Origin of the sequence: Ureaplasma zalophigenitalium (assembly GCF_025780055.1) — a bacterium.
Lineage (GTDB): Bacteria > Bacillota_I > Bacilli_A > Mycoplasmatales > Mycoplasmoidaceae > Ureaplasma > Ureaplasma zalophigenitalium.
Genome location: NZ_JAOXHJ010000001.1, coordinates 18,313 through 42,802 on the forward strand (window position 1 = coordinate 18,313; position 24,490 = coordinate 42,802).

At 30.1% G+C, this 24,490-nt stretch carries 24 protein-coding genes; 7 read left to right on the forward strand and 17 right to left on the reverse strand.

The genetic code is table 4. The features are described from left to right. Positions 1-7 precede the first annotated feature (7 nt). The 6 genes from OF365_RS00085 to OF365_RS00110 form a co-directional block, all read right to left on the reverse strand. Positions 8-1,810 carry an ABC transporter ATP-binding protein gene (locus OF365_RS00085; RefSeq protein WP_263817593.1) on the reverse strand — a complete coding sequence of 601 codons (1,803 nt, stop codon included), beginning with the start codon at positions 1,808-1,810 and terminating at the stop codon, positions 8-10. Further along, positions 1,738-2,175 carry an SsrA-binding protein SmpB gene (smpB, locus tag OF365_RS00090; protein ID WP_263817594.1) on the reverse strand — a complete coding sequence of 146 codons (438 nt, stop codon included), beginning with the start codon at positions 2,173-2,175 and terminating at the stop codon, positions 1,738-1,740. Before smpB ends, OF365_RS00085 begins: the two co-directional genes overlap by 73 nt. A gap of 72 nt (positions 2,176-2,247) precedes the next feature. After that, a complete protein-coding gene (gene gyrA / locus OF365_RS00095) occupies positions 2,248-4,794 on the reverse strand; it encodes a DNA topoisomerase (ATP-hydrolyzing) subunit A (protein WP_318031854.1) in 2,547 nt (848 codons plus the stop codon). 17 nt (positions 4,795-4,811) lie between these two features. Next, positions 4,812-6,761, reverse strand: a complete 1,950-nt coding sequence (gene gyrB / locus OF365_RS00100; RefSeq protein WP_263817595.1) for a DNA topoisomerase (ATP-hydrolyzing) subunit B — start codon at positions 6,759-6,761, stop codon at positions 4,812-4,814. A 17-nt stretch (positions 6,762-6,778) separates the two neighbouring features. Next, a complete protein-coding gene (gene yaaA / locus OF365_RS00105) occupies positions 6,779-7,003 on the reverse strand; it encodes a S4 domain-containing protein YaaA (RefSeq protein ID WP_263817596.1) in 225 nt (74 codons plus the stop codon). Between the two features lie 87 nt (positions 7,004-7,090). Then, on the reverse strand, positions 7,091-8,236 hold the full coding sequence (locus tag OF365_RS00110) for a DNA polymerase III subunit beta (protein ID WP_263817597.1): 1,146 nt from the start codon (positions 8,234-8,236) through the stop codon (positions 7,091-7,093). 594 nt (positions 8,237-8,830) lie between these two features. Between OF365_RS00110 and pth the strand changes: the two genes are divergently transcribed. Together pth and tilS are read left to right on the forward strand one after the other, a co-directional pair. Next, positions 8,831-9,394, forward strand: coding sequence for an aminoacyl-tRNA hydrolase (pth, locus tag OF365_RS00115; protein WP_263817598.1), 564 nt, complete (start codon positions 8,831-8,833; stop codon positions 9,392-9,394). Beyond that, a complete protein-coding gene (gene tilS / locus OF365_RS00120; RefSeq protein ID WP_263817599.1) occupies positions 9,366-10,613 on the forward strand; it encodes a tRNA lysidine(34) synthetase TilS in 1,248 nt (415 codons plus the stop codon). The genes pth and tilS overlap by 29 nt, the downstream gene beginning before the upstream one ends. Here tilS and mnmA read toward each other — a convergent pair. Then, a complete protein-coding gene (gene mnmA, locus OF365_RS00125; protein WP_263817600.1) occupies positions 10,610-11,746 on the reverse strand; it encodes a tRNA 2-thiouridine(34) synthase MnmA in 1,137 nt (378 codons plus the stop codon). The two genes, tilS and mnmA, sit on opposite strands and share 4 nt — an antisense overlap. A gap of 82 nt (positions 11,747-11,828) precedes the next feature. Here mnmA and OF365_RS00130 point away from each other — a divergent pair, with 82 nt between their 5' ends. Next, positions 11,829-12,728, forward strand: a complete 900-nt coding sequence (locus OF365_RS00130; protein WP_263817601.1) for a DUF6856 family protein — start codon at positions 11,829-11,831, stop codon at positions 12,726-12,728. A 120-nt stretch (positions 12,729-12,848) separates the two neighbouring features. Continuing rightward, complete coding sequence (locus tag OF365_RS00135) at positions 12,849-13,895, forward strand: alcohol dehydrogenase catalytic domain-containing protein (RefSeq protein ID WP_263817602.1); 1,047 nt, start codon at positions 12,849-12,851, stop codon at positions 13,893-13,895. A gap of 22 nt (positions 13,896-13,917) precedes the next feature. Here OF365_RS00135 and OF365_RS00140 read toward each other — a convergent pair whose 3' ends face one another. The 5 genes from OF365_RS00140 to OF365_RS00160 form a co-directional block, all read right to left on the reverse strand. Further along, complete coding sequence (locus OF365_RS00140) at positions 13,918-14,214, reverse strand: hypothetical protein (RefSeq protein ID WP_263817603.1); 297 nt, start codon at positions 14,212-14,214, stop codon at positions 13,918-13,920. Between the two features lie 72 nt (positions 14,215-14,286). After that, on the reverse strand, positions 14,287-15,000 hold the full coding sequence (rlmB, locus tag OF365_RS00145) for a 23S rRNA (guanosine(2251)-2'-O)-methyltransferase RlmB (RefSeq protein WP_263817604.1): 714 nt from the start codon (positions 14,998-15,000) through the stop codon (positions 14,287-14,289). Positions 15,001-15,003: 3 nt separating this feature from the next. Beyond that, a complete protein-coding gene (cysS, locus tag OF365_RS00150; protein ID WP_263817605.1) occupies positions 15,004-16,311 on the reverse strand; it encodes a cysteine--tRNA ligase in 1,308 nt (435 codons plus the stop codon). A gap of 76 nt (positions 16,312-16,387) precedes the next feature. Continuing rightward, positions 16,388-18,190 (reverse strand): molecular chaperone DnaK, encoded by a 1,803-nt coding sequence (gene dnaK / locus OF365_RS00155; RefSeq protein WP_263817606.1) that lies wholly within the window; start codon positions 18,188-18,190, stop codon positions 16,388-16,390. 256 nt (positions 18,191-18,446) lie between these two features. Next, entirely contained in the window at positions 18,447-20,198 is a 1,752-nt protein-coding gene (locus OF365_RS00160) for a ribonuclease J (protein WP_263817607.1), read from the reverse strand. Between the two features lie 175 nt (positions 20,199-20,373). Here OF365_RS00160 and OF365_RS00165 point away from each other — a divergent pair, with 175 nt between their 5' ends. Further along, a complete protein-coding gene (locus OF365_RS00165; RefSeq protein WP_263817608.1) occupies positions 20,374-21,207 on the forward strand; it encodes a Cof-type HAD-IIB family hydrolase in 834 nt (277 codons plus the stop codon). Positions 21,208-21,211: 4 nt separating this feature from the next. Then, positions 21,212-21,370 (forward strand): hypothetical protein, encoded by a 159-nt coding sequence (locus tag OF365_RS00170; RefSeq protein WP_263817609.1) that lies wholly within the window; start codon positions 21,212-21,214, stop codon positions 21,368-21,370. Here the strand turns inward: OF365_RS00170 and OF365_RS00175 are convergent. Beyond that, the gene (locus tag OF365_RS00175) at positions 21,360-22,106 is read right to left on the reverse strand and encodes a hypothetical protein (protein ID WP_263817610.1); all 747 of its coding nucleotides are present in this window, start codon (positions 22,104-22,106) and stop codon (positions 21,360-21,362) included. The genes OF365_RS00170 and OF365_RS00175 overlap by 11 nt on opposite strands. 81 nt (positions 22,107-22,187) lie before the next feature. Here OF365_RS00175 and rlmH point away from each other — a divergent pair, with 81 nt between their 5' ends. Further along, on the forward strand, positions 22,188-22,664 hold the full coding sequence (rlmH, locus tag OF365_RS00180) for a 23S rRNA (pseudouridine(1915)-N(3))-methyltransferase RlmH (protein WP_263817611.1): 477 nt from the start codon (positions 22,188-22,190) through the stop codon (positions 22,662-22,664). Positions 22,665-22,666: 2 nt separating this feature from the next. Here the strand turns inward: rlmH and OF365_RS00185 are convergent, their stop codons facing one another. From OF365_RS00185 to OF365_RS00200, 4 genes are read right to left on the reverse strand one after another with little or no spacing between them, the layout of a single operon-like run. After that, positions 22,667-22,885, reverse strand: a complete 219-nt coding sequence (locus OF365_RS00185) for a hypothetical protein (protein ID WP_263817612.1) — start codon at positions 22,883-22,885, stop codon at positions 22,667-22,669. 11 nt (positions 22,886-22,896) lie between these two features. Continuing rightward, on the reverse strand, positions 22,897-23,262 hold the full coding sequence (locus OF365_RS00190; protein ID WP_263817613.1) for a PTS sugar transporter subunit IIB: 366 nt from the start codon (positions 23,260-23,262) through the stop codon (positions 22,897-22,899). 8 nt (positions 23,263-23,270) lie between these two features. Beyond that, positions 23,271-24,110, reverse strand: coding sequence for a diacylglycerol kinase catalytic domain-containing protein (locus OF365_RS00195; protein ID WP_263817614.1), 840 nt, complete (start codon positions 24,108-24,110; stop codon positions 23,271-23,273). Further along, positions 24,070-24,450, reverse strand: coding sequence for a Spx/MgsR family RNA polymerase-binding regulatory protein (locus tag OF365_RS00200; protein WP_263817615.1), 381 nt, complete (start codon positions 24,448-24,450; stop codon positions 24,070-24,072). Before OF365_RS00200 ends, OF365_RS00195 begins: the two co-directional genes overlap by 41 nt. Between the last annotated feature and the right edge of the window lie 40 nt (positions 24,451-24,490).

A 24,490-nucleotide genomic window follows, 5' to 3' on the forward strand; every position in this document is an offset into this window, starting at 1 on the left:
CTGTCGACTATTCATAACTATCTACCATCCGATCAATTTGCGTTTTGTAAATATTTTTATAAAAAGGACAATTTCTTAAAAGGGTTTGATTGTCTCCTTGACTAATTAATTCTCCATTATTTAGAACTAAAATATGATCGCAATTCATAATGTTGCTAACGCGCTGCGAAACAATGATCTTTTGTTGAAAACTATCAAGTTCTGCTAAGCCTTTCATAAATGCTTTTTCAGTTAAAACATCTAGTGCACTTGTGGCATCATCAATAATTAATAAAGGTGCTTTTTTACTAATTGCCCGACAAAGAGCAATTCGTTGTTTTTGTCCACCCGAAAAATTCGTTCCTTTCGTATTGATGATTGTCTGTTCCTTCTTTTCTAGGTTATTAACAAAATCGTATGCTTGAGCTATTTTTAGATTCTTAATTAATTCAGATCTTTCATATTTTTGATGATTAATATAAATGTTATTAGCAATTGTATCGTTAATTAAAGTGGGTCGAGATTCACATAATGAATATCGTTGTTTCCAATGATTGATATCAATCTCTTTTAAATTTTTTTTATCAATAAATATTCGTCCGCTTGTTGGTTGTAATTGATGAGTTAATAAATCTAAAAGTACTGTTTTGCCGCTACCTGTTTTACCTATAATTCCTAATGATTGATTATGTTTCAAAGTAAACGAAATATTTTTTAATACATAATTTTCTTGATTCGGAAATTTAAAACTAACATTTTCAAATACAATATCATTAAGGTTGGTTATACATTGGCCAGAGTAAATAATTTGTGGTTGGTAGCCTAAAAATTGTGTTACACGATTAAAGTTAATAATTGTTTTTAAAAATAATGATAGTGATCCAGAAGTAATAAAAATTCCTAACACAAAAATGTTGATTGCTTGAAAAATAGGGAAAACGTTGGTATTAGCAATTTTAGGATCACTATAAAACATAATCAATAAAATAACTGGTTGAATAATGAATGATAGTTGACTAATCACTACAATTAATGTGTACAAAATCATAAAAGCTTTTTGTGATACTTTTTGATATTTTTTTCACTGTTTAACTAGATCGTTTAAGAAAAAACTTTGTAATAAAAAAGTCTTGATGGTTCGATAACCGTTCGTATAATCATTTGTTAGTGCGATAACTGCATCGTTTTCTTTCGTCATTTTTCTAAAATTTGTTCGCAATGATTTTATGAAGATAAATTCGATTCCGAAAACTAAAATCATGAAAGCAAAAATAGTGATATAGATGCTATAGGTTTGCTGACTTAAAACAACAAGAGCAATGAAGCCTCCAATAATATATACAATACCAATTAATAAACCACGTGTGAGTGCTCGAATACCATCTTGAATTTGCAAAGTATCATTAGTAGTAATTGTTAATATTTTATCCTGATTAAAATAACCATCATCGGCTTTAGTTAAGCTTAATGTTTTTGTTAAGATTGTTTTTTGTAGACTGCGCATCAACAAAACATCAACAAGAACAGATAAATAGTTACCTATAATTGCAAGAGTGGCTCAAATCAGTAAAACACCAAACATAATTAAACAGTTTTTGACTAATAGACTTTGACCGTAATCTTCAAGATAAGGGTTGATGCTATTTTGCATTTGTTTCATAATGATCGGTGAAACGACCATTGCTGATACTTGAATTAAGTTTAAAATTAAAACTAGAACGATTAAAAAACGTCCTTTTTTATTTAAAGCACTTCAAATTAAAGTGAATTTACTTGTTTTTTTATTTCTAAATTTTGGGTTCGTTTCTTCAAATCTGTTCGCTTGTCTCATAACTTTTTCCCTTTTCCAATTCCTACCAAAAGTTTTATTTTATTATTTTTAAAAAATAACTTCATCGGAATTAAGTTAATCCTTTGCGTTTTTTGTCAGTGCGCAAATTTTATAATTTCGTTTTTGTGCATTAATAATTTACGGTTACGTAATGGATCATGTTGTTTGTGGTGAGCAAAATTATAAGAGGCTATGTGCATTTGATAAATATATGCTTCGTTTTGACGAATCATAATGTACGCTTCATTAATAGATGCATCATTATTAATTAATGGTTTTACTTCACTCCCTAACAGACTGATTCCAGCTTCTATTGTATCTTCTATAAAATAATTACGGTTAGCATTTTTATTAACTATATTCATTTTTTGGCTCCAGTATATAAAAAAATAAACACAACTATTAATAGTTCTTGTTTAATTTTTTATTATTTATTCTTATTTTACATCATTTGCTAATATTTGTTCGGTTGTGTTGTCGATTTCATAATCTTCATCAATTAAGTCTTCATCACTTTTTTTAAAGACTGTAACCGATCTAATTACTTCATTTTTATCTTGGTCTAAATTAATTAATTTAACTCCTGATGTGTTTCGTGATTGAACGCTAATGCTCGAAATTGCAATTCGAATGACTTTATTTGCACTAGTGATAATTAGTAATTCTTCATCGCTATTTACTAATTTAATAGCTACTAGTGGACCTGTTTTTTTGTTCACATTAAGTGTTAAGACACCTTTGGCACCACGATTAGTTAATGAATAATTATCAACATTTGTTAACTTACCAATACCGTGTGCCCCTATCGCTAAAACATAATTACCTTGTGATAATAATCCGGATCCAAGAACAAATTCTTTTTCAGCAATGTTAATCCCTTTAACACCAGCTGCATTACGACCCATTTGACGCACTTTGTCCAAACTAAATTGAACAACTTTTCCATTACTTGCAGCAATGAATAAATTGTCATCTGTTGTAGCTTGTAATACAGAAACTAATCGGTCGTTTTCACGTAATTTTATCGCAATTTTACCTTTTGATGGAATGTTGACAAATTCTTTTAAATCTGTTTGTTTTACAATTCCTCTAAGAGTTGTGAATACTAATGAACCCTCGTCATAATTATCGATTGCGATGAAAGTTAAAATTCTTTCTGTTTTTTCTAATTGTAAGAAGTTAAGAGCCATAACCCCTTTTGCAGTTCTTGAACCCAATGGTATTTCATGCCCTCGAATTCGATAAATTTTACCGTAATCCGAGAATAATAAAATATCAACATGCGTATTAGCGATTAAAATCTTTTCAACATCATCATCATCATAAGTTTTCGCACCGATAACACCAACACCACCTCGGCGTTGTGCTTTATATGTGTCAACTGCTAAACGTTTGAAATAACCACGTTTTGACATTGTAATAACAATATCTTCTTGAGGGATCAAATCTTCATCATCAATCGAAGAACTTATTCCATAGATGATTTCACTTCGTCTTTCGTCTCCGAATTTTTCGATTAAATAATCCAAATATTCAACAATGATTTTTACTTGGCGGTCGTAGTTGTTTAAAATATCTTCTAAATCCGCAATAACAGCTAGTAATTCCGCGTGTTCATTTTTTAGTTTATCAATGTTTAAACCAGTCAATGAACGCAATTTCATTTCTAAAATTGCTTTAGCTTGAATTTCAGTTAATGAAAAAGTTGATTGGAGTGTTTTCATAGCTATTTCGTCATCACCCGATTGTTTAATGATACGAACCACTTCATCAATGTTATTAACAGCAATTACCAAACCTTCAACTATGTGAATTCTATCTTTAGCTTTATTTAAATCAAAATTTGTTCGGCGAACTAAAACCTCAACTTGGTGTTCAAAATAATATTTAATTAAGTCGTGCAAGTTTAAAACTTTTGGTTCATTATTGACTAAAGCTAAATTATTTACAGCAAAGTTTGTTTGTAGAGGTGTTTGTTTAAATAATTTGTTCACCAATACCTCAGGTATTACATCCCGTTTTAATTCAATAACAATTCGGATACCATCACGTGATGATTCATCACGTAAATCTGAAATTTCGTCAATTTCTTTATTTGTTACTAATTCAACAATCTTTTCGATTAGAGTTTGTTTATTAACCATGTATGGAATTTCTGTTACAATAACCGCTTGTTTTCCGTGGTTTAGTTCTTCGATTTCATACGTGCTACGCATTGTTACTGATCCTCGACCAGTAGTAAAGTAATCATTGATTCCTTGGTCTCCGTAAATTAACCCCCCTGTTGGAAAATCAGGACCTTTAATAACTTCTTTTAATTCATCAATACTAATTTCATGATTATATGCATATAATTTAATACCTTCACAAACTTCAGTTAAGTTGTGGGGAGGCATATTTGTCGCCATACCTACAGCGATCCCGGTTGTACCATTAACTAATAAATTAGGGAAACCAGAAGGTAAAACAGTTGGTTCGCTTTCTGAGCCATCATAGTTAGGAGCAAATAAAACAGTATCCTTATCAATATATTTTAATAATTCATTAGCAATTTTTGATAAACGCGCTTCTGTATAACGCATCGCAGCTGGTGAATCACCATCAATAGATCCAAAGTTACCATGACCGTCAACTAATAAATAACGCAACGAGAATTCTTGTGCCATCCGCACAATAGTAGAATATACAGCACTATCGCCGTGTGGGTGGTATTTACCAATTACATCCCCAACTCAACGAGCAGATTTTTTATATGGTTTATCATGTGTCATCCCATTTTCATAAGCAGCATATAACGCTCGTCTGTGAACTGGTTTTAAACCATCACGAACATCAGGTAATGCTCGTGAAATGATAACAGACATTGCATAATCTAAAAACGATGTTTTTACTTCTTTAACAATTTCGTGGTCAATAATTTTTGAAACGGATAATTGTTCTTTAATTTGTTCGGTTGTTAAACGACTTTTTTTACTTTTTTTCATTGTTAACCCCCTCTATACTAAGCGTCAATGTTCTTTGCGTATTTTGCATTTTTAGCGATGAAGTCTTTACGAGGTGTGACATCATCCCCCATTAGTAGTGAAAATGTTTTATCAGCCTCAGCTGCATCCTGGACATCAACTTTTAACAACATTCGATGTTGTGGATCCATTGTTGTTTCTCATAATTGTTCAGGATTCATTTCACCTAACCCTTTATAACGTTGTAAATTCAAGCGAGTGTTTCCAACGTTTTCTCTTATTTCTTGTAATTCTTTTTCTGTATACGCATACAAAACTTTTTTTCCATAACTTACTTTATACAACGGCGGTTGTGCGATGTATATATTACCTTTTTGAACTAATTCCAACATGTATCGATAAAAGAAAGTTAATAATAGAATTCGGATATGCGAACCATCAACGTCCGCATCGGTCATAATAATTATTTTATTATAACGTAGTTTTTCGTAATTAAATTCCGAACCAATTCCAGCACCAATCGCTGTGATCATATTTTGAATTTCTTCGTTTCCAAAAATCTTTTCAATTTTTGCTTTTTCAACATTAATGATCTTACCTTTCAATGGTAAAATCGCTTGATATTCACGTTCTCGTCCAGTTTTAGCTGAACCACCAGCTGAATCCCCTTCGACAATGTACAATTCAGTTACAGATGAATCACGATTTGAACAATCAGCTAGTTTGCCGGGTAACGAATTTGATTCAAATGGAGATTTACGTCTAGTAGCTTCCCGCGCTTCATTAGAACGACGACGAGATTCAGCGGCTATTTTCGCTTTATTAATAATGATCTTAGCTTCATCTGGATTTTCGTTTAAGAATTTTTCAAAAACAACTGATGTTACTTCATTAACGAATGGTCGAACTTCACTATTTCCTAATTTCTTTTTTGTTTGTCCTTCGTATTGTGGATTAGGATGTTTAATCGAGATAATCGCTGTTAGCCCTTCAACAACATCGTCTTTAGTGAATTTTTCATCTTCTTTTATTAATTTTTTGTCGATTGCATAACGATTAATAATCCGTAAAATCGCTAATTTAAAACCTTCTTCGTGAGTCCCACCTTCTGTTGTGTTTATGTTATTACAAAAAGAATGCACTGAAGATGTATAACAATTACTATATTGAAAAGCTAAATCACAAATTACATCATATGTTTGATCACCATTATGAGCTTTTATATTACGTTCTTCTTCTCCGAAAATTACCGTTTCAAAAAGTGGTGTTTTTTGTTCGTTTAAATCTTTAATATATTCAACCAAACCACCCTCAAACAATCATTCTTCTTTAGCGTTTGTGATTTCTGATTCAAATTGAATTCGAATCCCTTTGTTTAAATATGCTAATTGTCGCAAACGACTTGTAATTTTCATTTCATCTCAGTCATTTTTTTCCATAATAGAAAAATCTGGATAGAATTGGATCGTTGTTCCATGTTCTTTTTCATCATTTTCAGCAATTACACGTAGTGGAGCTTCAGCGTGACCACCATTAACAAATTTAACATAGTGCACACTATGATTTTTGTTTACTCATACTTCAAAGGTTTCACTTAAAGCATTAACACAAGATGCACCAACACCATGTAATCCCCCAGACATTTTATATGCATCATTGTCAAATTTTCCACCAGCATGCAAAACGGTTAAAACGGTTTCTACACCTGAACGACCTGTTTTTTCGTGAATTCCAACAGGAATACCTCGACCGTCATCTTCGACACGAATTTGATTATCCTTAGTAATAGTTACCCGAACAAAACTCGCATAACCTCCCATAGCCTCATCAATTGAGTTGTCAACTATTTCTCAAATTAAATGGTGTAATCCTTCTGATTGCGTACTTCCAATATACATTCCCGGACGTTTTCGGACTGCTTCAAGACCTTCTAAAACTTTAATGCTTGAAGATGTATAATCTGATTTTTTTTGTTTGTCATCAGTCATAGTTTGCTCCTGACTCTTTAGTTATCTTTGTTTTGTTGCACTATTTGATATTCTTCATCTTGGATTTTAATTTTATCAGCATGGTAAAGTTTGCGCCCGCGTCGTTCATCTTTATCTCCATTAACAAGTACATCATTAGATAATAAAAAAAATTTAGCCTGCGAACCCGAGCTAATTGCATTTGATAATTTTAAAAATTGACCAAGTGTAATGTATTCTGTAGTAATTAAAATTTTCTTCATGAAAAATTTTCTTCTAGATAACAAAAAAATATATATTTAATATACTCTTTATTATATCATGTAAAAGCTAATATATATAAATATATATTATTCTTTGATTAATGAGATGATTTGTCTGAAACTAAGATCTTTTTCGTCGATGAAAACAATAATATTTTTTTTAATTTCTTTAATTAAAATAATTTCGTCGTTTACAAAGCTTTTTAGAACATTTGTCAGAATAACAGGATTGATTTTAATAGAAACATCATTATTTGAATAATTTGTAATTTCAATTTCTTCATTAAAATTTCCTATCTCGTAAGTTTGAAATCTTAATTGAGCGTATATTCCGTTTATATCAAAAGACATTTTTGGTTTCTTTTCTTGTGTCATAATCGTCATTCCACGTTCGATAGCTTCAAGGATTTTTTGTTTTGACAAACCAATTTTAAAGTCACACTTTGTCTCATCCACTTCAAACAAACTAGTAATTTTGGGATATTCCCCTTCAATTGCTTTGGTTATTAAATAAGCATTTTCAAAGGCGAAAATTATATTTTTTTCTTTCAAAAAAAGTTTGACATCAACTGTATTATTAATGTTGTTTTTTAAAATATCTAGTGTAATACGCATCGATTGGTAACTAATAATAAAGTTGTATGTACCTTTATCAAAGTTTTTATTTAAAATTGCAGCACGAATTTTATCTGTTCCTAGAATTGTCAAGGTGTTTGGCTTAGTTGTACTGTTAATGTTCACACCTGCGAACGTTAGCATCTTTTCTGTGCCGTTTAAATTTGGTATAGCAGGGAGGATTTTGTTATTTATTTCGTTAAATAAGTTTTTTGGAAGACAAACTTCTTCGGAGTTATTAAGATCTAATTCAAAAATTGGGAAGACTTGTAAATCAATTGTATTAATTTGCGTTTCAAACTTCTTTGTTTTGATAATCAATGTATTTTCATCAATTAAATTTAAAATAATTTTTTCTTCGGTCACCTTGTTTATTAACCCGTAAAGTATTTTTGCATTTATTAATAGCGCAAAACCTTCACTATCAGTTTCAAAATCTTCTTTATCAATATAAAAAAAACTTGATAATTGTGTGTTCGTTGCTTTGATTTCTATTCTGTTATCTTTTAATCTAATTAAAACACCCGTTAAGAATTGATTAGTGATATTTAAATTAGCAATAGTTTGATTGAATTTAATACCTTGAATAAATTTTTTAGTGTTAACTGTTAATTGCATAATATTCCTACTTAACTACAATATATTAATTTTATTATGAAACACACAAAAGAAAGAAAATAAATAAATATTTTTTATAATATATTTTTTATATATTTATATTTAATTCACTATTATTATTACTATACGCTGTGTCTAAATGTCAATAAATAAAAAATACCCGATAAAATAAGGGTTTTTTAACAACTTAGCGTGTTGAAAAACAAGTCGAAATCATGTCTATTATTGTCTAAGATTGTCGATAATGTAAGTCGATATCTATGTCTAAAAGAACAAAAAACAAAAATTGTGAATAAAAACTTCAAAAAAATAAAAAACCTTGTAAATTTGTCGATAAACATGTCGAAACAATGTCGAAAACTTTTTTAAGAAAAAGAACAAAAGAAACCTGTCGATAAGATTGTTTTTATCGACACAAAATTTGTCAAAAAAATTTGTTTTTTTCTTGATTTTGTTAAAAAAGTAAAATTTATACTTCTAGAGTTAAGATGTAAAAAGAGAATTGTATGATTGTTAATTTTATTGCTAAATAATTAAAAAAAGTTTAAAGTATATAACATAATGAAAATATTAAAGAAAAGGGTAGAATATTATATGGAAAAAATATTAATTGTTGGTTTAGGAAATCCGGGATCAAAATATAATCACACTCGCCATAATATTGGTTTTTTGTCAATTGATAATATTTTACATTTTCTAAATTTACAAATGACTGATCATAAATTTAATGGAGATTATACAAAAACTCTTATTAATAACCGAGTAGTTTATTTTGCCAAACCTAGTACTTATATGAACTTGTCTGGTGACTTTGTTAGTAAATTTATAAACTTTTTTGATATACCAAAAAACAATGTTTTAATTATTTATGACGATGTTGATACAAAAATTGGAAATTTTAAAATGCGCCTTAAAGGATCGTCTGGTGGTCAGAATGGAATGAAAAATATTTTATTGCATTTCCCTAATAACGAATTAAAAAGAGTTCGTATTGGTATTGGTAAAGAAGAACACAAGGACTTAGCTAATTATGTTTTATCGAGGTTTAAACCAGAAGAATTAATTTCAATTCAGCCAGTCTTAAACAAGGTAACAAACGCAATTATGCAGTGATTAAAAGGTGATAGTTTTGAAAAAGTTATGAGCACGAATAATTAGTTTATTCAAACCTAAAAATTATATTGCAGCAGTGTCCGGTGGACCAGATTCTATGGCTATGCTAGATATGTATCGGAAACAAATTAAAGTAGTTTGCCATGTGAATTATCATATCCGCGAAAATTCTGATTATGATATGCAAGTTGTTCAAGAATATTGTCGTAAATACAATATTGAATATTATGTTTTACATGTAGACAACAACGTTTTAGAAAAATTTAGTCATATTAATAATTTTCAAGCAAAAGCCCGAGCTATCCGTTATGCTTTTTTTGCTGAAATTGCTAGAGAAAAAAATATTGATACAGTAATTGTTGCGCACAACCAAGATGATTTTCTTGAAACAGCTTATATGCAAAAACAGCGTGAATCAAAAGCTTTATTTTATGGGATTCGCGAACGAGTTATGATTAACAACGTTCTAATTTATCGACCGGTTCTAAAACTCCGAAAATCAACTTTGTTACGTTATTGTGAGGAACACGATATTAAATATGCAATCGATGAAACGAATTTTAAAGACATTTACGAACGCAATCAAGTGCGCAAAACGATAGCTACTTGGGATCATGGAAAAATTTTTAATTTTCAAAAAGAAATAAACAAATACAACAAAGAACACGAAGTTCAAAGTATTGTTATTGACACAACTTATCAAGATTGAACAAAAAAACAATTTGATTATGATTTTTTTAAACAACTAAGTGACACACAACAGTTTTTCTTACTTTTTTATTTTTTGAATGATAATAAAATTTCGAATGTTAGTGAGAATAAGATTAATGGAATTATGGCTTTCTTAAATAAAAAGGATATCGCAAATAAACAATACCGATTAAAAGAAGACCAGTTTTTAATTATTAATAAACAAAACAATCTCCAAGTGATCATTGACCCTAAAATAAGCAATGATATTGATGAAGCTTTTATTGATCAAGACGAATCACAAATACAAAAAATATACCAAAATAAATATCAAGAATTTAAAGATAAACACTTCCCCCTTGGGTTTTATGTTAATTTAACAGACAACGAAAAATATCAATTAATCAGAGAATGATTAATTGATATTACAAACAATAACCCAACCGATTATGATATTTTCCCACTAAAAATATTTATAGATCAAAAACCAGCACCCAATGTAAAATACAAAGTTAACGAAGAATTATTTATTTTTATTAACGAATACGGTTTTTTCAAAATTACAAAAAACTAATTTAGTTTTTTATCATCTTGATAGACACTATCTATAACTCCACCACCTAGACAAACATCATCTTGGTAAAAAACAGCATATTGTCCTGGCGTGATAGCTCTAGCATACGCATAATTAATAAGAACATCATTATTGTTAATAAAATCAATGACATCAACATTGATGAGTTTTTGACGATGTCGAAAACGAACTTGTAATGGTTTTTCTGGTCTAACATTTTGGTTTCAATTGCAATTTTTAACCACCGCTTTATTGGACATTAAATAATCCCATTCTAATTCACTAGGAGCAACGTAAATAATTTTATTTTTTAAATCTTTTTGACAAACAAACATTTTACTTTTTTGACCGCCCAAATGAAGTCCTTTGTTTTGACCAATTGTGTAATACATAGTACCAACATGTTCACCTATTTTTTTGTTTGTTGTAATATCGATAATATCGCCTGGTTGATTAGGTATGTAATTATTCATAAATTCGACAAAATTACGTTCTCCAATAAAACAAATCCCAGTAGAATCTTTTTTATCAAAAACATTTAATTGATTTTCGTAAGCAATCTGACGAACTTCTTTTTTGGTTAAATGCCCTATAGGAAATAGAGCTTTTTGTAATTGATCTTGTTTTAAGTTACACAAAAAATAAGTTTGATCCTTATCTTCATCAACAGCCTTCAAAAGTGTAGATTGTTTGGGTGTGTGCACGATCTGAGCATAATGCCCCATCGCTATAAAATCACAATTAAAATGTTTAACAGCATAATCTAAGAAGGCGTCAAATTTAATAAATTGGTTACATAATATATCGGGATTGGGTGTTCGATTATTTTGGTATTCATTTAAGAAATGTTGGAATACATTATCCCAGTATTCATTAATAAATTCAATAGTCTCGAATTTAATACCGATTTGTTCAGCAACTCTTTTGGCATCCAATAAATCTTTTTGGTTATCGCATCCGTGTTTTTGCTTTGATTTAAAATTTAATTCTTGGTTAACACTAGCGTCTCAGTTGGTCATAAACAAACCAATAACATCATATCCTTGTTGTTTTAATAACAAGGCAGTTACAGCTGAATCAACTCCACCGCTTAAACCAACGACAACAGTTTTGTTTTTTTTATTAATCATCATTATTCCTTGATATTCTTTGAACTTTATTCTATATATAATATAATAATATAATGGACTTTTGTTCATATATAAAAGGAGAATTATGAAAAAAGGTATTTTAATTACAACCGCTGTTTTAACGGCTGTGGCTGCAATTACAACCACAACAACATTCGTTGTGTTAAAAAGTAAAGCAAAAAATTACGCAAAAATATTGGATCCCGAACAAGTTAATAAACCATTGACCTTAACTTCATTAAAAAATACAAGTGCAACCCTACACGATTTAATTCTAGGAACTAAAAAAATTAATAACGGCAACTACATTTTATATATTGGAACGCAAGCTAATTTACAACACAATAATTTTATTTATGACAACGACGCAAATAAAATTAGTCACGTTGAATCTCTAAAAAACAACCCTCATCTTAAGTTTGAAGGTGCTTTAGCAAAGGTTTTAAAAAATTTGCAGAAATACAATAATGAATATCAAAATCCACCAGAAATCGTTTGCTTAATCGATGTTATAAATGAGGAAGTTTTTGCTCAACAAGAAGCTTATTTAAAAGAATATAATAAATTTTCTCAATCATCGATCGCTAATGAAAAACGCTGAGCAAATAATGCCAGCTCTTCTTATGTCTTTGATCCACAAGCATCATACATGGATGTGAATAACAAAAAAGTATTTTATCGTTCAGATAACCAAGCTAAAATGATGCGTGAAACAATGGAATATTTAAAGAACTTTATCGGTGCTGATAAAATAGCTGACCTAAACACACCAACAGCTCCAGGGATTATTTTGTTTTACAAAGAAAATGAAAAAATGCCCCTTGTTTATAACTTCTCAAAACCACAACAAAATTCACAGAATCCCCAAAACCCGCAACAACCAAATAATTATCCTGACGGTGCAATGCCATGAAATTCAAGTAATGATGCGTTTGGTGGCCAATTTAACGCAGCTGTTGGAGCTATTTATCATAAAGACATCTAAGAAACATTGAATAGAAACAAAAACGAACCAAAAAAACGGTTCGTTTTTTCTATATTCTTTGTTTTTTCTAAAACAAAATAATTTTTAATTACAATATAATTAATAAAAAAGAGGTAAGTTATGAAAAATCGTGCACTTGTTTATTTGGGTAATGAAAAAATCGAACTAAAAGATATGCCCATGCCAATTATTAAAAAACCGACAGATGTAATTATTAAAATGATAAAAACAACAATTTGTGGTACTGATCTAGGGATTATCAAAAATAAAAATCCAGAAGTACGAACTCCACGGATATTAGGGCATGAAGGAATAGGGGTTGTGTATGCTATTGGTTCAGAAGTAAAAAACTTTAAACCCAATGATAAAGTGATTATTTCATGCATTAGTAAGTGCCAGACGTGCTCTATGTGTGCACAAGAATTATATTCACACTGTCAAGAAGTAGAGGGCGGATGAAAATTAGGATATATGATTGACGGAACACAAGCACAATTTGTTCGTATTCCCTTTGCTGACAATAGTTTACATTTAATTAATGACGAAACCGATTTAGATTTAAGTGTAATGTTATCTGACGCACTGCCTACAGGACACGAAATTGGTGTTCTGTATGGTGAAGTTAAAAAAGGTGATGATGTGATTATCATCGGAGCAGGTCCAATTGGTTTAAGTGCCTTGATTACTGCACAACAATATGAACCAAAATCTATTACAGTTTTAGATTTAGATGAGAATCGCTTGCAAATAGCTAAAAAAATGGGAGCAACACATGCTTTGCTTGTGGATGATAAACTAACGGATCATTTAGAAAACACAATTGGTTCTACTGATGCAGATGTAGTGATTGAGGCAGTGGGTATCCCTCACACATGAGCATTAGCTGAAAAAATAGTTAGAGTCGGAGGGCGAATAGCAATCGTTGGTGTTCATGGAAAACCTGTTGAATTTAATCTACAAGATTTGTGAATAAAAAATATTAAGATTAGCACAGGTCTAGTAAATACGAACACAACAAATGAACTATATGCAAAACTACCTAAAATACAAAAACAAGTAAGTCAGCTAATAACACACAGTTTTAACTTCGCTGATATTTGTGAAGCATACCAAGCTTTTAAAGATGCAAAAAATTCTAAAGCAATAAAAATCATCATTAACTTTTAAGAAAACAACTAATGTATGAACATTAGTTGTTTTCTTGTTTTTGCAAAATAAGAATTTGTTGATTCAACACTTCTATGTTTGTTCGGATTTTTTTAATTTGGATCTTTAAATCGTTAATTTGTTTTTGTAAAACATCAATTTGTTTTTTTAAACAGCACAAATTAGTTGTTTCTGTTTTGCTATTAACCAAAAGTGCTAGTTGTTTTTCTCTTGCCAACAAAATTTTTTCGAACTCTTTTAAAGACATTTTTTTAGTCAAAACTAAAAAAGAAAGTTTTTGCAATTCCGTGTCAAAACTATAAGATACATGATGAGACATACAATACCTCCACAATCATCATATTTTATTAAACAAAAAAAAGAAAAAAATGTCTTTATATAGGTACCAGAATTATTTATTTAAATGTTGACTAATAAAAGCTAATAAAATTCCAGTTGCCACTGATACATTTAATGACTGAACGTGTCCATACATCGGAACATAAACTTGCTGATCAGCATTTTTTAAAACTAAAGGTGAAATTCCTTTATTCTCATTGCCAACAATAATTACCGTTTTATTTGGATAATTAATTTGATTGTATGGTTGTGCTTGATGATTTAATGCGCTAGCATAAACTCAATAACCATGTTCTTGCAATAATTTAATGCTTTGTGATAAATTAGCAACACAAATTAAGTTTAGATAATTAATGGCTCCCATACTGGTTTTAATAACTAATTCATTCACACTTGCCTGATTATTTTTCTTATAAATAACAGCCTTAACACCAAAAGCATCAGCACTTCTTAAAATAGCACCAAAATTATGGGGATCCTGGATCTCGTCTAACATAAGAATTAAGCCAGGGGAATCCTGATGAGATGTTAAAAATTCATTTAAAGCAACGTTTTTGATAACTTGTTTAGTTTCGAATGCTAGGAACTGATGATTTAATTGTTTATCAAAACGGTTAAATCAAACGCGGTTAACAATTTCATATGGAATATTTCTTTCTTCTAACAAATCAATAATTTTTTGATCATAAGAACCAATATATACTTTAGAAATGGCAATATGAGCATTAATTGCGTCGTATAAAGCTTTTTTATTAAAATTTAACATTATTTATAACAATCCTAGACCGATCAATTCTGTTCTTAATCTATCGGCTTCTTCATAATTTTGGTGCTTAACACTATTGTGTCATTTTCTTAGAAGTGCAATATTATCTGGGGTGTGCACGTTTGTAAATTCAATCCCTAAAACATCTAAACAATAAATAAGTTGTTGATAAACGCGACTGATTTTTAATAAATCTTTTGATTTCAATAACAAATTAGCATTTTTAACTAAATCAAAAACTACTTTAATCATGTTCGCGAAATTCAAATCATTTTCAGCATATTCGTCAAACTCAACACACACCTCTTTTTTTAAATTTGTGAATTCACATTCATTAATAACGAAGAAATTGATCAATCGAATCATTGTTTGTTTGATTTTTAAAACATCGTTTTCGCATTGTTTTAAAATTTCGTGCGAAAAATTTAATGGTTGCGAATATTTAGTTTGGTAGAAGAATCAGCGAATAACTTGGTATGAATATTGTTTTAAAAGATCTTTCATTAGAATGAAATTATTTAACGATTTAGACATTTTTTGATTATCAATGTTAATCAAACCAAAATGCATTCAAATACGTGCTAAGTTTTGATTGTATATCGCATTATTTTGAGCGTTTTCGTTTTCATGATGAGGGAATTTTAAATCCATTCCACCACCATGAATACTAATTTGCTTTCCTAGATATTTGTTAATCAAACAAACGCATTCAGTATGTCACCCAGGCCTACCTACGCCAAAAGGTGTTGTTCAAACTAAGCCTTTATCAGTCTTTTTTCATAAAACAAAATCATTGGGGTTACGCTTTTCTTTAACATTAAATATTCGTTTACCATGAATATTCTCATCGACTTTGATTTTTGATAACTCACCGTAATTATTAACACAACTTGTGTCAAAATAAACATCATCACCAACGATATAAGCTTTATCCTGTGATAGTAAAACACTAATATAATCAATAATTTCATTCATGTGGTCTGACACCTTAGGATTAACCATTGTTAACGTATTAAGTTGTTTCTTAATTTGTAAATAAGCCTGGAAAAATTCTTCTGAAACTTCTAATTCTTTACGGTTGTTTTCCAGTGCATAATTAATTATTTTGTCATCAATATCGGTAATATTTAAAACATATTTTACATTTTTGTTTTTTGCTAAAAGGAAACGATATAAAACGTCCATACTCACTAACGGACGAGCGTTTCCGATGTGTATGTGGTTATACACTGTAGGACCACAATTATAAATACTGATATCACTTTCGTTGAAGTCAACAAGTGCATTAGTATAAGAGTCAAATAATTTCATATGATCACCCTTTATCGTCTATCTTTATAATTATAGACAAAAAAATGTTTCCTTATTAGAGGAAACATTTAATTAACTATTTTTTATCTTCTGCTTCGTTAACTTTAGCTTCTGTAACTTCGTCATCTTTTGGTTTGTCTTGAGATTGACTTGCCTGTTGAGCAAATTGCATTGCTTGGTTAATTAACGTTTTCATTTCATTAATCTTTTTTTCTAAATTTTCAAAATCTTCAGCATCTTTGTATTTCTTTAAACTAGCAATTTCTTCTTCGAATTTTGTTTTTTGCTCTGCTGGGAATTTTTCATCCTTAGTAATTGTTTCCAACTGATTAATTAAAGCATCGGCTTCGTTCACTAATTCTTTTTCTTTTTTAATTTTAGCATCTTTTTCTTTGTTATCTTCTGCTTCTTTAACCATTCGTTGGATTTCTTCTTCACTTAAACCTTGAGCATCTTTAATTGTTGTCATAGTTTCTTTTTGTGTTTTTAAATCCTTGGCAGTAACTGTAATAATACCGTTGGCATCAATGCTGAACTTAATTTCAATTTGAGGTGTTCCACGTGGCGCTGGTTCAATACCTGAAAGTTCAAATTGACCTAAGAATTTGTTATCAGCGGCCATAGGTCGTTCACCTTGGAAAACACGAACGTCGACTGATGGTTGATTATCAGCTGCAGTTGAGAAAACTTGTGATTTCGAAACTGGAATTTTCGTGTTTCTTGGGATTAATGGAGTGGCAACTCCACCCATAGTTTCGATTGATAAAGTTAATGGTGTTACGTCTAATAATAAAATATCATCAATATCACCAGCTAATACCCCACCTTGGATACTTGCACCAATAGCCACAACTTCATCGGGGTTTAATGAACGGTTTGGTTCTTTATTTGTCAATTCAGCCACTAATTTTTGAACAGCTGGAATTCTTGTTGAACCACCAACAAGTAAAACTTGATCAATTTCGTTCAAGCCAATTTTCGATTCGTTAATCGCATCTAAAACCGGTTTTTTCAATCGTTCAATTAAATGCGCTGTTAATTTATCAAAAGTAGCACGGTTTAACTCACGTTCGAAGTTTACGGGGTTTTGATTTTCATCCATTGCTATAAAAGGTAATGAAATCAATGTTGAATTAACACCAGACAATTCAATTTTCGCCTTTTCTGCAGCATCTTTAAGACGTTGCTTAGCCATTGTGTTATTAGTTAAATCAATGTTGTGGTCTTCAATAATTGATTTTAATAATCAGTTAATTACCACATCATCAAAATCATCTCCACCTAATTCGTTATCTCCAGATGTTGATAGAACTTCAAAAGTTCCATCAGCCATATCTAGAATAGAAACGTCAAACGTCCCACCACCTAAGTCGAAAACAAGAACTTTTTGTTCTTTATCTAATTTTTCAATACCATAAGCAAGTGCTGCAGCTGTAGGTTCGTTGATGATTCGAGCAACCTCAAGCCCCGCAATTACACCCGCGTTTTTTGTTGCTTGACGCTGTGCATCATTAAAATATGCTGGGACTGTAATTACAGCCTTTTTAACAGTTGTTCCCAGTTTTTTTTCAGCATATTCTTTAATATAAGATAAAATTTTTGCCGAAATCTCTTCTGGTGTATATTCCTTATCAACAATTTTAATTTTTTTATCAGTACCCATAAATCTCTTAACAGATGAGATAGTGTTTGGGTTTGTAATTTGTTGGCGTTTAGCAGCATCTCCAATGATTACTTCCCCTTTTTTAAACGAAACCACAGAAGGGACAGTTCGTTTTCCTTCGGGCGTTTCAATAACTGATGGGGTGTTATCACGGTAGACTGCCACACATGAATTGGTTGTACCTAAATCAATTCCTAAAATTATTTCTTTAGCCATAATTTGTATTCTCCTTTGATTAAACTATACTAAATTATAACACAATTTTAGCAGATAGCAAGCCAGAGTGCTAAAAAAGAAATCTTTTTTATTTCTTTCTTAAGTTATATAATAATGTATGTAGAATTTTAAGAGGACTAAAAACGGTTTATTACTTTCTACAAACGAAGCTTGTTTATTATTTATATCAGTGGCTATAGTATAGATATTAGATTAGTAGAGTTTATAAAAAACGCCCTTTGTGGCGTTTTTTTTATTAATTTACTTGCACTTCTGCTTTTTCTTTTGACACTTCAACAGGTTTAATGTAATTTCTATTTTTAATTTTCTTAACAAAAATGTCGTTGTTAATTAAATTGATATCAATTAATGGATTTTTCTTTCTTCAGATTCAAACGATAGATTTAACTTCTTTTATTAACTCTTGGCGAATATTTTCTAATGATTCGTTTTTTGCTAATAAAGCGTTTGTCTTTTCTTTAATTGTGTTTGTTAACTTATTAACTAAATTAACTGATTCTTTTGCAAAAAAACATCCACGCGTACTAATTGTTGGGTTTGTTGTAACTTTGTTTTTGTTAATGCAAACAACCAAATTAACAACACCATCACTAGATAAAATATTCCGTTGAGTTAGTAATTCATTAAAACGTGAAGAAACATCGGCTCCATTAATGTAGTTAGGTGTTGCATCTATGAATTCGTTAGTAGCAGATAAGACTCCATTTAATAACATCAAACGTTCCCCGTTAGTGGCTACAATGATCTTTTCAGGATCAAAACCTAAATCAATCGCATTTTGTTTAATCCCTTTTAACATTTTATGCTCCCCATGGATCGGGAAAATATAATCAGGACTAACAGCTTGAATCATCAGTTGTTGTTCACTTCGTGTTGCATGTCCTGAAGAGTGAATTTTTTTGTCACCAGAGTTCTCGTAAACAGTAACTCCTAAACGATAAAGCTTATTAATCATCTTCTCAACTTGCATATAATTCCCAGGAATTGGGTTAGATGAAAGAATTATTGTATCAGTCGGTTTTAAAGTGATGCGCGAGTGTTCGCCATTCGCCATGACATTAAGAGCAGCGTGTTCTTCACCTTGTGAACCAGTTAAGATAACACAAATCTCTTCATCCTTATAATTATCAATTTCTTTAATTGAAACAAAAGAGCGATCATCGATATTTAAATAATTTAAACGGCGAGAAGTTTTCACGTTTGCTTCCATTGACTTTCCTGCAATAACAATTTTTCGCTTCATTGAAACAGCAATCGCAATGATTTGTTCTACACGACCAAGGTTAGATGCGAATGTCGAAATGAAAACACGGTGCTTAGCTTTCTTGATGTAATCGTAAATATTTTGAATAATGTACAATTCTGACTCCGAGAATCCAGGTATTTCAGCCGATGTTGATTCTGACATTAATACAGCTACACCTCGTTTAGCCACTTCCGCAATTTTGTGTAAATTCGTTTGATCCCCTGCTGTAGCAAAATCGAATCGGTAATCCCCAGTTTCTACAACAATACCATTAGGTGTATCAATAACAATTCCAAAAGAGTCAGGAATAGAGTGACAAACTCTAAAATAATCTACTTTAAAATGTTTTGAACTAAAACGGTCGTCATCTAAAAAGGAAACAATTTGAGGCGGTTTAATATCCTTGTTTTCTTGTAAACGTCGTTCAATTAATTTAACAGCCAAAGGTGGGGCATAAATTTTTTTAATATTTACACGCCGCAATAAATGAGGGATTCCACCAATGTGATCCTCATGCCCATGAGTAATTACTAACGAGTGAATTTTATGTGCATTTTGAATTAAATAATCATAATTTGCGACCAAGCCATCGAAACCTGGCATTTTAGCATTAGCAAATTTAATTCCGCAATCAATAATTAGAATTTCATCATCATGTTCAATAATATATGTATTTTTTCCAACTTCATCTAAACCACCTAAAGCAAAAAGATAAGTGGGAGTTTGTTTAGTTTGATTCATTAATTTCTCCTATATTTATAAAACACCATTTTTGCAAATGGCTATATGCTATATATTATATTTACTATTTTTTTATAACAAAATGGTATTACCATAATTTATGATATGTATATACTATAATTTTATATGAAAAACACTAGGAAGTACATTTTAAATTAAAATTAAGGAAAATATTATGAAACACCCATATCTTTTTAGTGATCTAGATCAAACACTATTACAAAAAAATAAAAAAATTAGTAAATTTAACTACCAGATGATTAAGAAATTTTATGAAGCTGGTGGAACACTCATTTTTGTTACGGGTCGGTCGTTAGAACGAACAGTTGTAATTGCTGATCAAATCCTTGAAAAGACCGGATACATTGTACCTTATTTCATCTGTTTTGGTGGTGCTCTTATTTATGATAATTTACGTAAAAAAGTTTTATTGTCATCGCAAATAGATCCATTACTTGCCCAAGAAGCTTTTGACTATGTATTAGAAAAAAGGTTTGGTTTATGACCATACAATAATCTTTTTACAAATCAACAAACAATTCAGTTTAAAAACATACCATATTGACGATGAATTCGTTTATGACATAAAGAATATCAATTTGATATCAATCCTCTAAACTTTGATAACACAGGCGTTTTTAAAATAAATGTTTTGTCTCCAAGTATTTTTAAAAAAATTCCAACAAATTTTTACGAACAAATAATAAAATACTTTAAAGATCGATTACAAATAATTTTTACAAACCCTTGAATTATTGAAATAACTAATCGAAACATTAACAAAGGTTATGCTATTGAGTGGTTAGCTAACTATATGGAAATTAATTTAAAAACATCTGCTTCCATTGGCGATAGCATGAATGACCTGGCTATGTTTTTAAAAACAAATCTAAGAGCTGCTGCTAAAGTTCGCAATAAAAAAATTTTAGATTATGTTGATCTAGTTATGCATAAAAAAAATAACAAAAATAGTGTTGGAAAGTTTATCCAACACCTGTTAAAGGAATAATGACATGGAAAAATTATTATGAACAAAGAAAGATAATAAATATATTTGCAACAATTGTTTTTATCAGATTTCTCTTTCAAAAGATTATTATGAGGATTTCATGTTCCAGCACGAAAAGCATTGCGCAGACATGGACGATGCTTGCTTAGATATTAATCTTTAGAAACTAAGAATAACTCCTCTTTATTTTTAATTTTTGACGTTTGGTGTTCATTCTGTCAATTTTTATATAATGCAACCACAGTTTCGTCATCAGCAGCTACTAATTGGCGTATAAAGTCGTAGATTTCGATTTGTTTAACATTAAAGTAGTCATTTTTAAAAGCTAGATTAATAAAGCCATAAGCTCGTAAATGCATAACAAATGTATACCCAGGCAAATCGTTTTTCTTAGTGTAAAAAATTTCTTTTAAATAATCAGGATTCTTAACGTGAACATCTCGGAAATCATAATTGCTAAAGACAACTCAGCTATTAATGTGCATGTGAACTGCTCAAAAATCAACAAATTTAACATAATTCATAAAGCGTTCTAAAACTTCACACAACAAGGCGTGGAGTTTTTTAATGTACTTAGACTCATAAAACATTCATGGTGTGTTTACAGGTTTCAAATCAAAATACACGAATTCTTTGACGTGTTTAGCGTGTGTTTGTTGATCAAATATATTAGGTTTTTCTTCTATTGTAGGAATGTATACGTGTAAGTATAATTCGTCAAACTTAAAAGTTAAAATGTTATCAAATAAGTCGACTTTTTGATTATTATATTTTAACTTCAAATATTCTAGGATATGCGTAGCATTTTCAGGCGATTCAAGAATGACAGGTAAACCGCTGATATACTTACCCTTATCTTGTTCGGGATAACTTAAATTAATGTAAATTTTTTGGTTCATATGTATGCTTTCCTTTTTTTCTTTATCTGTATAAAAGTATAATATGTTATTAGGTAATCTTTTTTATTTTAGGAGCTTTTTATGTATATTAAAATCATTTCGGTTGGTAAAATCAAAACAGAATATTGATCAAAAGCAATTAAGGACTATATTGGGCGCACTAGCGTTTTTTGTAAAGTTCAAGAAGAGGTGGTCAACGATTTAAAAGAACCAAACAACCTCAATGATTCTCTAATAAAACAAATTAAAAAAAATGAATCAGAAGCTATTTTAAAAAAGATTAAACCGGAAGAATTTGTGGTTTGCTTAGCTATTGAAGGGAAAAGTTTTGACAGTGTTCAATTGGCAGAATTAATTAAAAACAATCAAAATATTTCTAAGTCGATGGTTTTTGTGATAGGTGGGTCCCATGGTTTAGATGAAATAGTCTACAAGCGTGCGAATGTATTACTATCAATGTCAAAAATGACCTTTGCTCATAATTTAGCAAAAGTCATCCTAGTGGAACAGATATATCGCGCTTTTAATATTTTAAACAATACAAAATATCACAAATAATTTTATTCAAAATTTTCTTCGATAATTGAACAACCATTTGGTTCAAAACGAACCAACACAATTGTTTTATTGATTTCTGGGTTTATATTTTGAATATCAAATTCATACAAATTAAGGACTTTAACATCATCAAAGTCGTTTTTTATCGTAATTTTATCTTCGTTAATCGAGATAATTTCGTAAATTTTATCATTCCGCTTCTGCGGGTGTATAGTAATCATGTAATTCACTCCTATTGATTAGACAATTCTTGATTAATAGTTTCTGATAGAGACATGGCGAAATCACCTAATGTCATCCGGTAGGAATTGTTCGATTTTAAAATTCCTTTAGCATTTAATGCCTTTAATGAAGTAACATTCACCAGCTCTGGTTTCTTTAAAACCAACTTTAAAGAATTTAGAGTTGCTGTTGATGATTCAATGTTTTGCACACCTCCTACAGCTTGGTAAAACTGATCCATATGAAAAGGAATTTTTTTGCTGACAGTAAGCTCTGTATTAGTTTGCAACGCTTTTTCTTTTGCCTTCTTTTTTAGAATAAAATAAGCTATTCCGAACGTACAAATAATTAGTAAAACAATTTTTCAATTTTTCATTTGATTATCTAATCCTTAATAAATGCCTTACGCAAGGCTGTGATATATGAAATTAATCGATGTTCGTTAAAAATGAACAAATTCGTAGGAATTAATTTCGATAAAATATGTTTAATTTTACAACTTATTTCAACTTTTTGCCCATCATTTATAATTTCAAATGGCTCATTTTGATTAATGTTTTCAAATTCTAATGAGTGATCAAGATGCAAAATTAAGGGATTTGCTAAAGAAATATTATCCTTAACATTTCATGCTAATACTTTTGAATATTGGTAAACATTTTGATTTTCAACAATAATAGCACCTTGATTTGATTTATTAGTTGCTGAGGAACCAATTTGAGTACTGACAATAACACCCGAACCCTTGAAAAATTCAAGATGATGATGATTAATACAAACATCCAAGTGCATAATTTTTGGTGTTCACAACATTAATTCGTTAATGCTATGAACCCTTACCTTCTTATTGATGATAGTTTCCAAAACGTTAATAGCTTGGAAATATTTTTCGTTAACTATATCTTCTATAACAATTTCTTGAATCGTTTCATAACTTGCATTGAAACCTAAACTGCCAAAATTAATCATAATAACACGTAAAGGTTTTTTTGATGGGATATAAGGTTTTAATTGGTTTATAAAAGTTCCATCACCGCCCAAAACAAACAAGTACGATAAACTATCTTGTGATTGTTTAAATTCATATGATGGATTACTATTTAAGTGTTGATGCAGTTCATTGTGAATAGCATAATCGTTACATTTTTTAGAACACAGAATTTCATAATTAAAAATCATTTTTTTATTCATCGCGCAAAAAGATTTCAATTTCCTCGTTGTCATAACCAACCATTAACCTTAAAGGTTTGTTAAATTTATCGTATTGAAAAACAATTGGACGTTTTAAGAGCTCAGAATCTCGAGATAGCAATTCAAGAACTTCATTTGTATGCATCTCAAATAACTTATTTTTACTAATATTTAGCCTTAAAAAAGCTTGTGTTTTGAAACTGAAAATCTCTTCATATCCGTCAAATGTTAATTCCAAAATGTCCTTAATTAGTTGAATAGGGACTGGATCTTTGCCAAGCAAAATACGATTGAAGGAAATTTGATGAGTTCTAAAAAAACTAATGACACGCTTACACGAACGTGAGTTTAAGGAATATAAAACAAATATCATAATATTAATTGCCTTTTATTATAATATATATAAACTAATA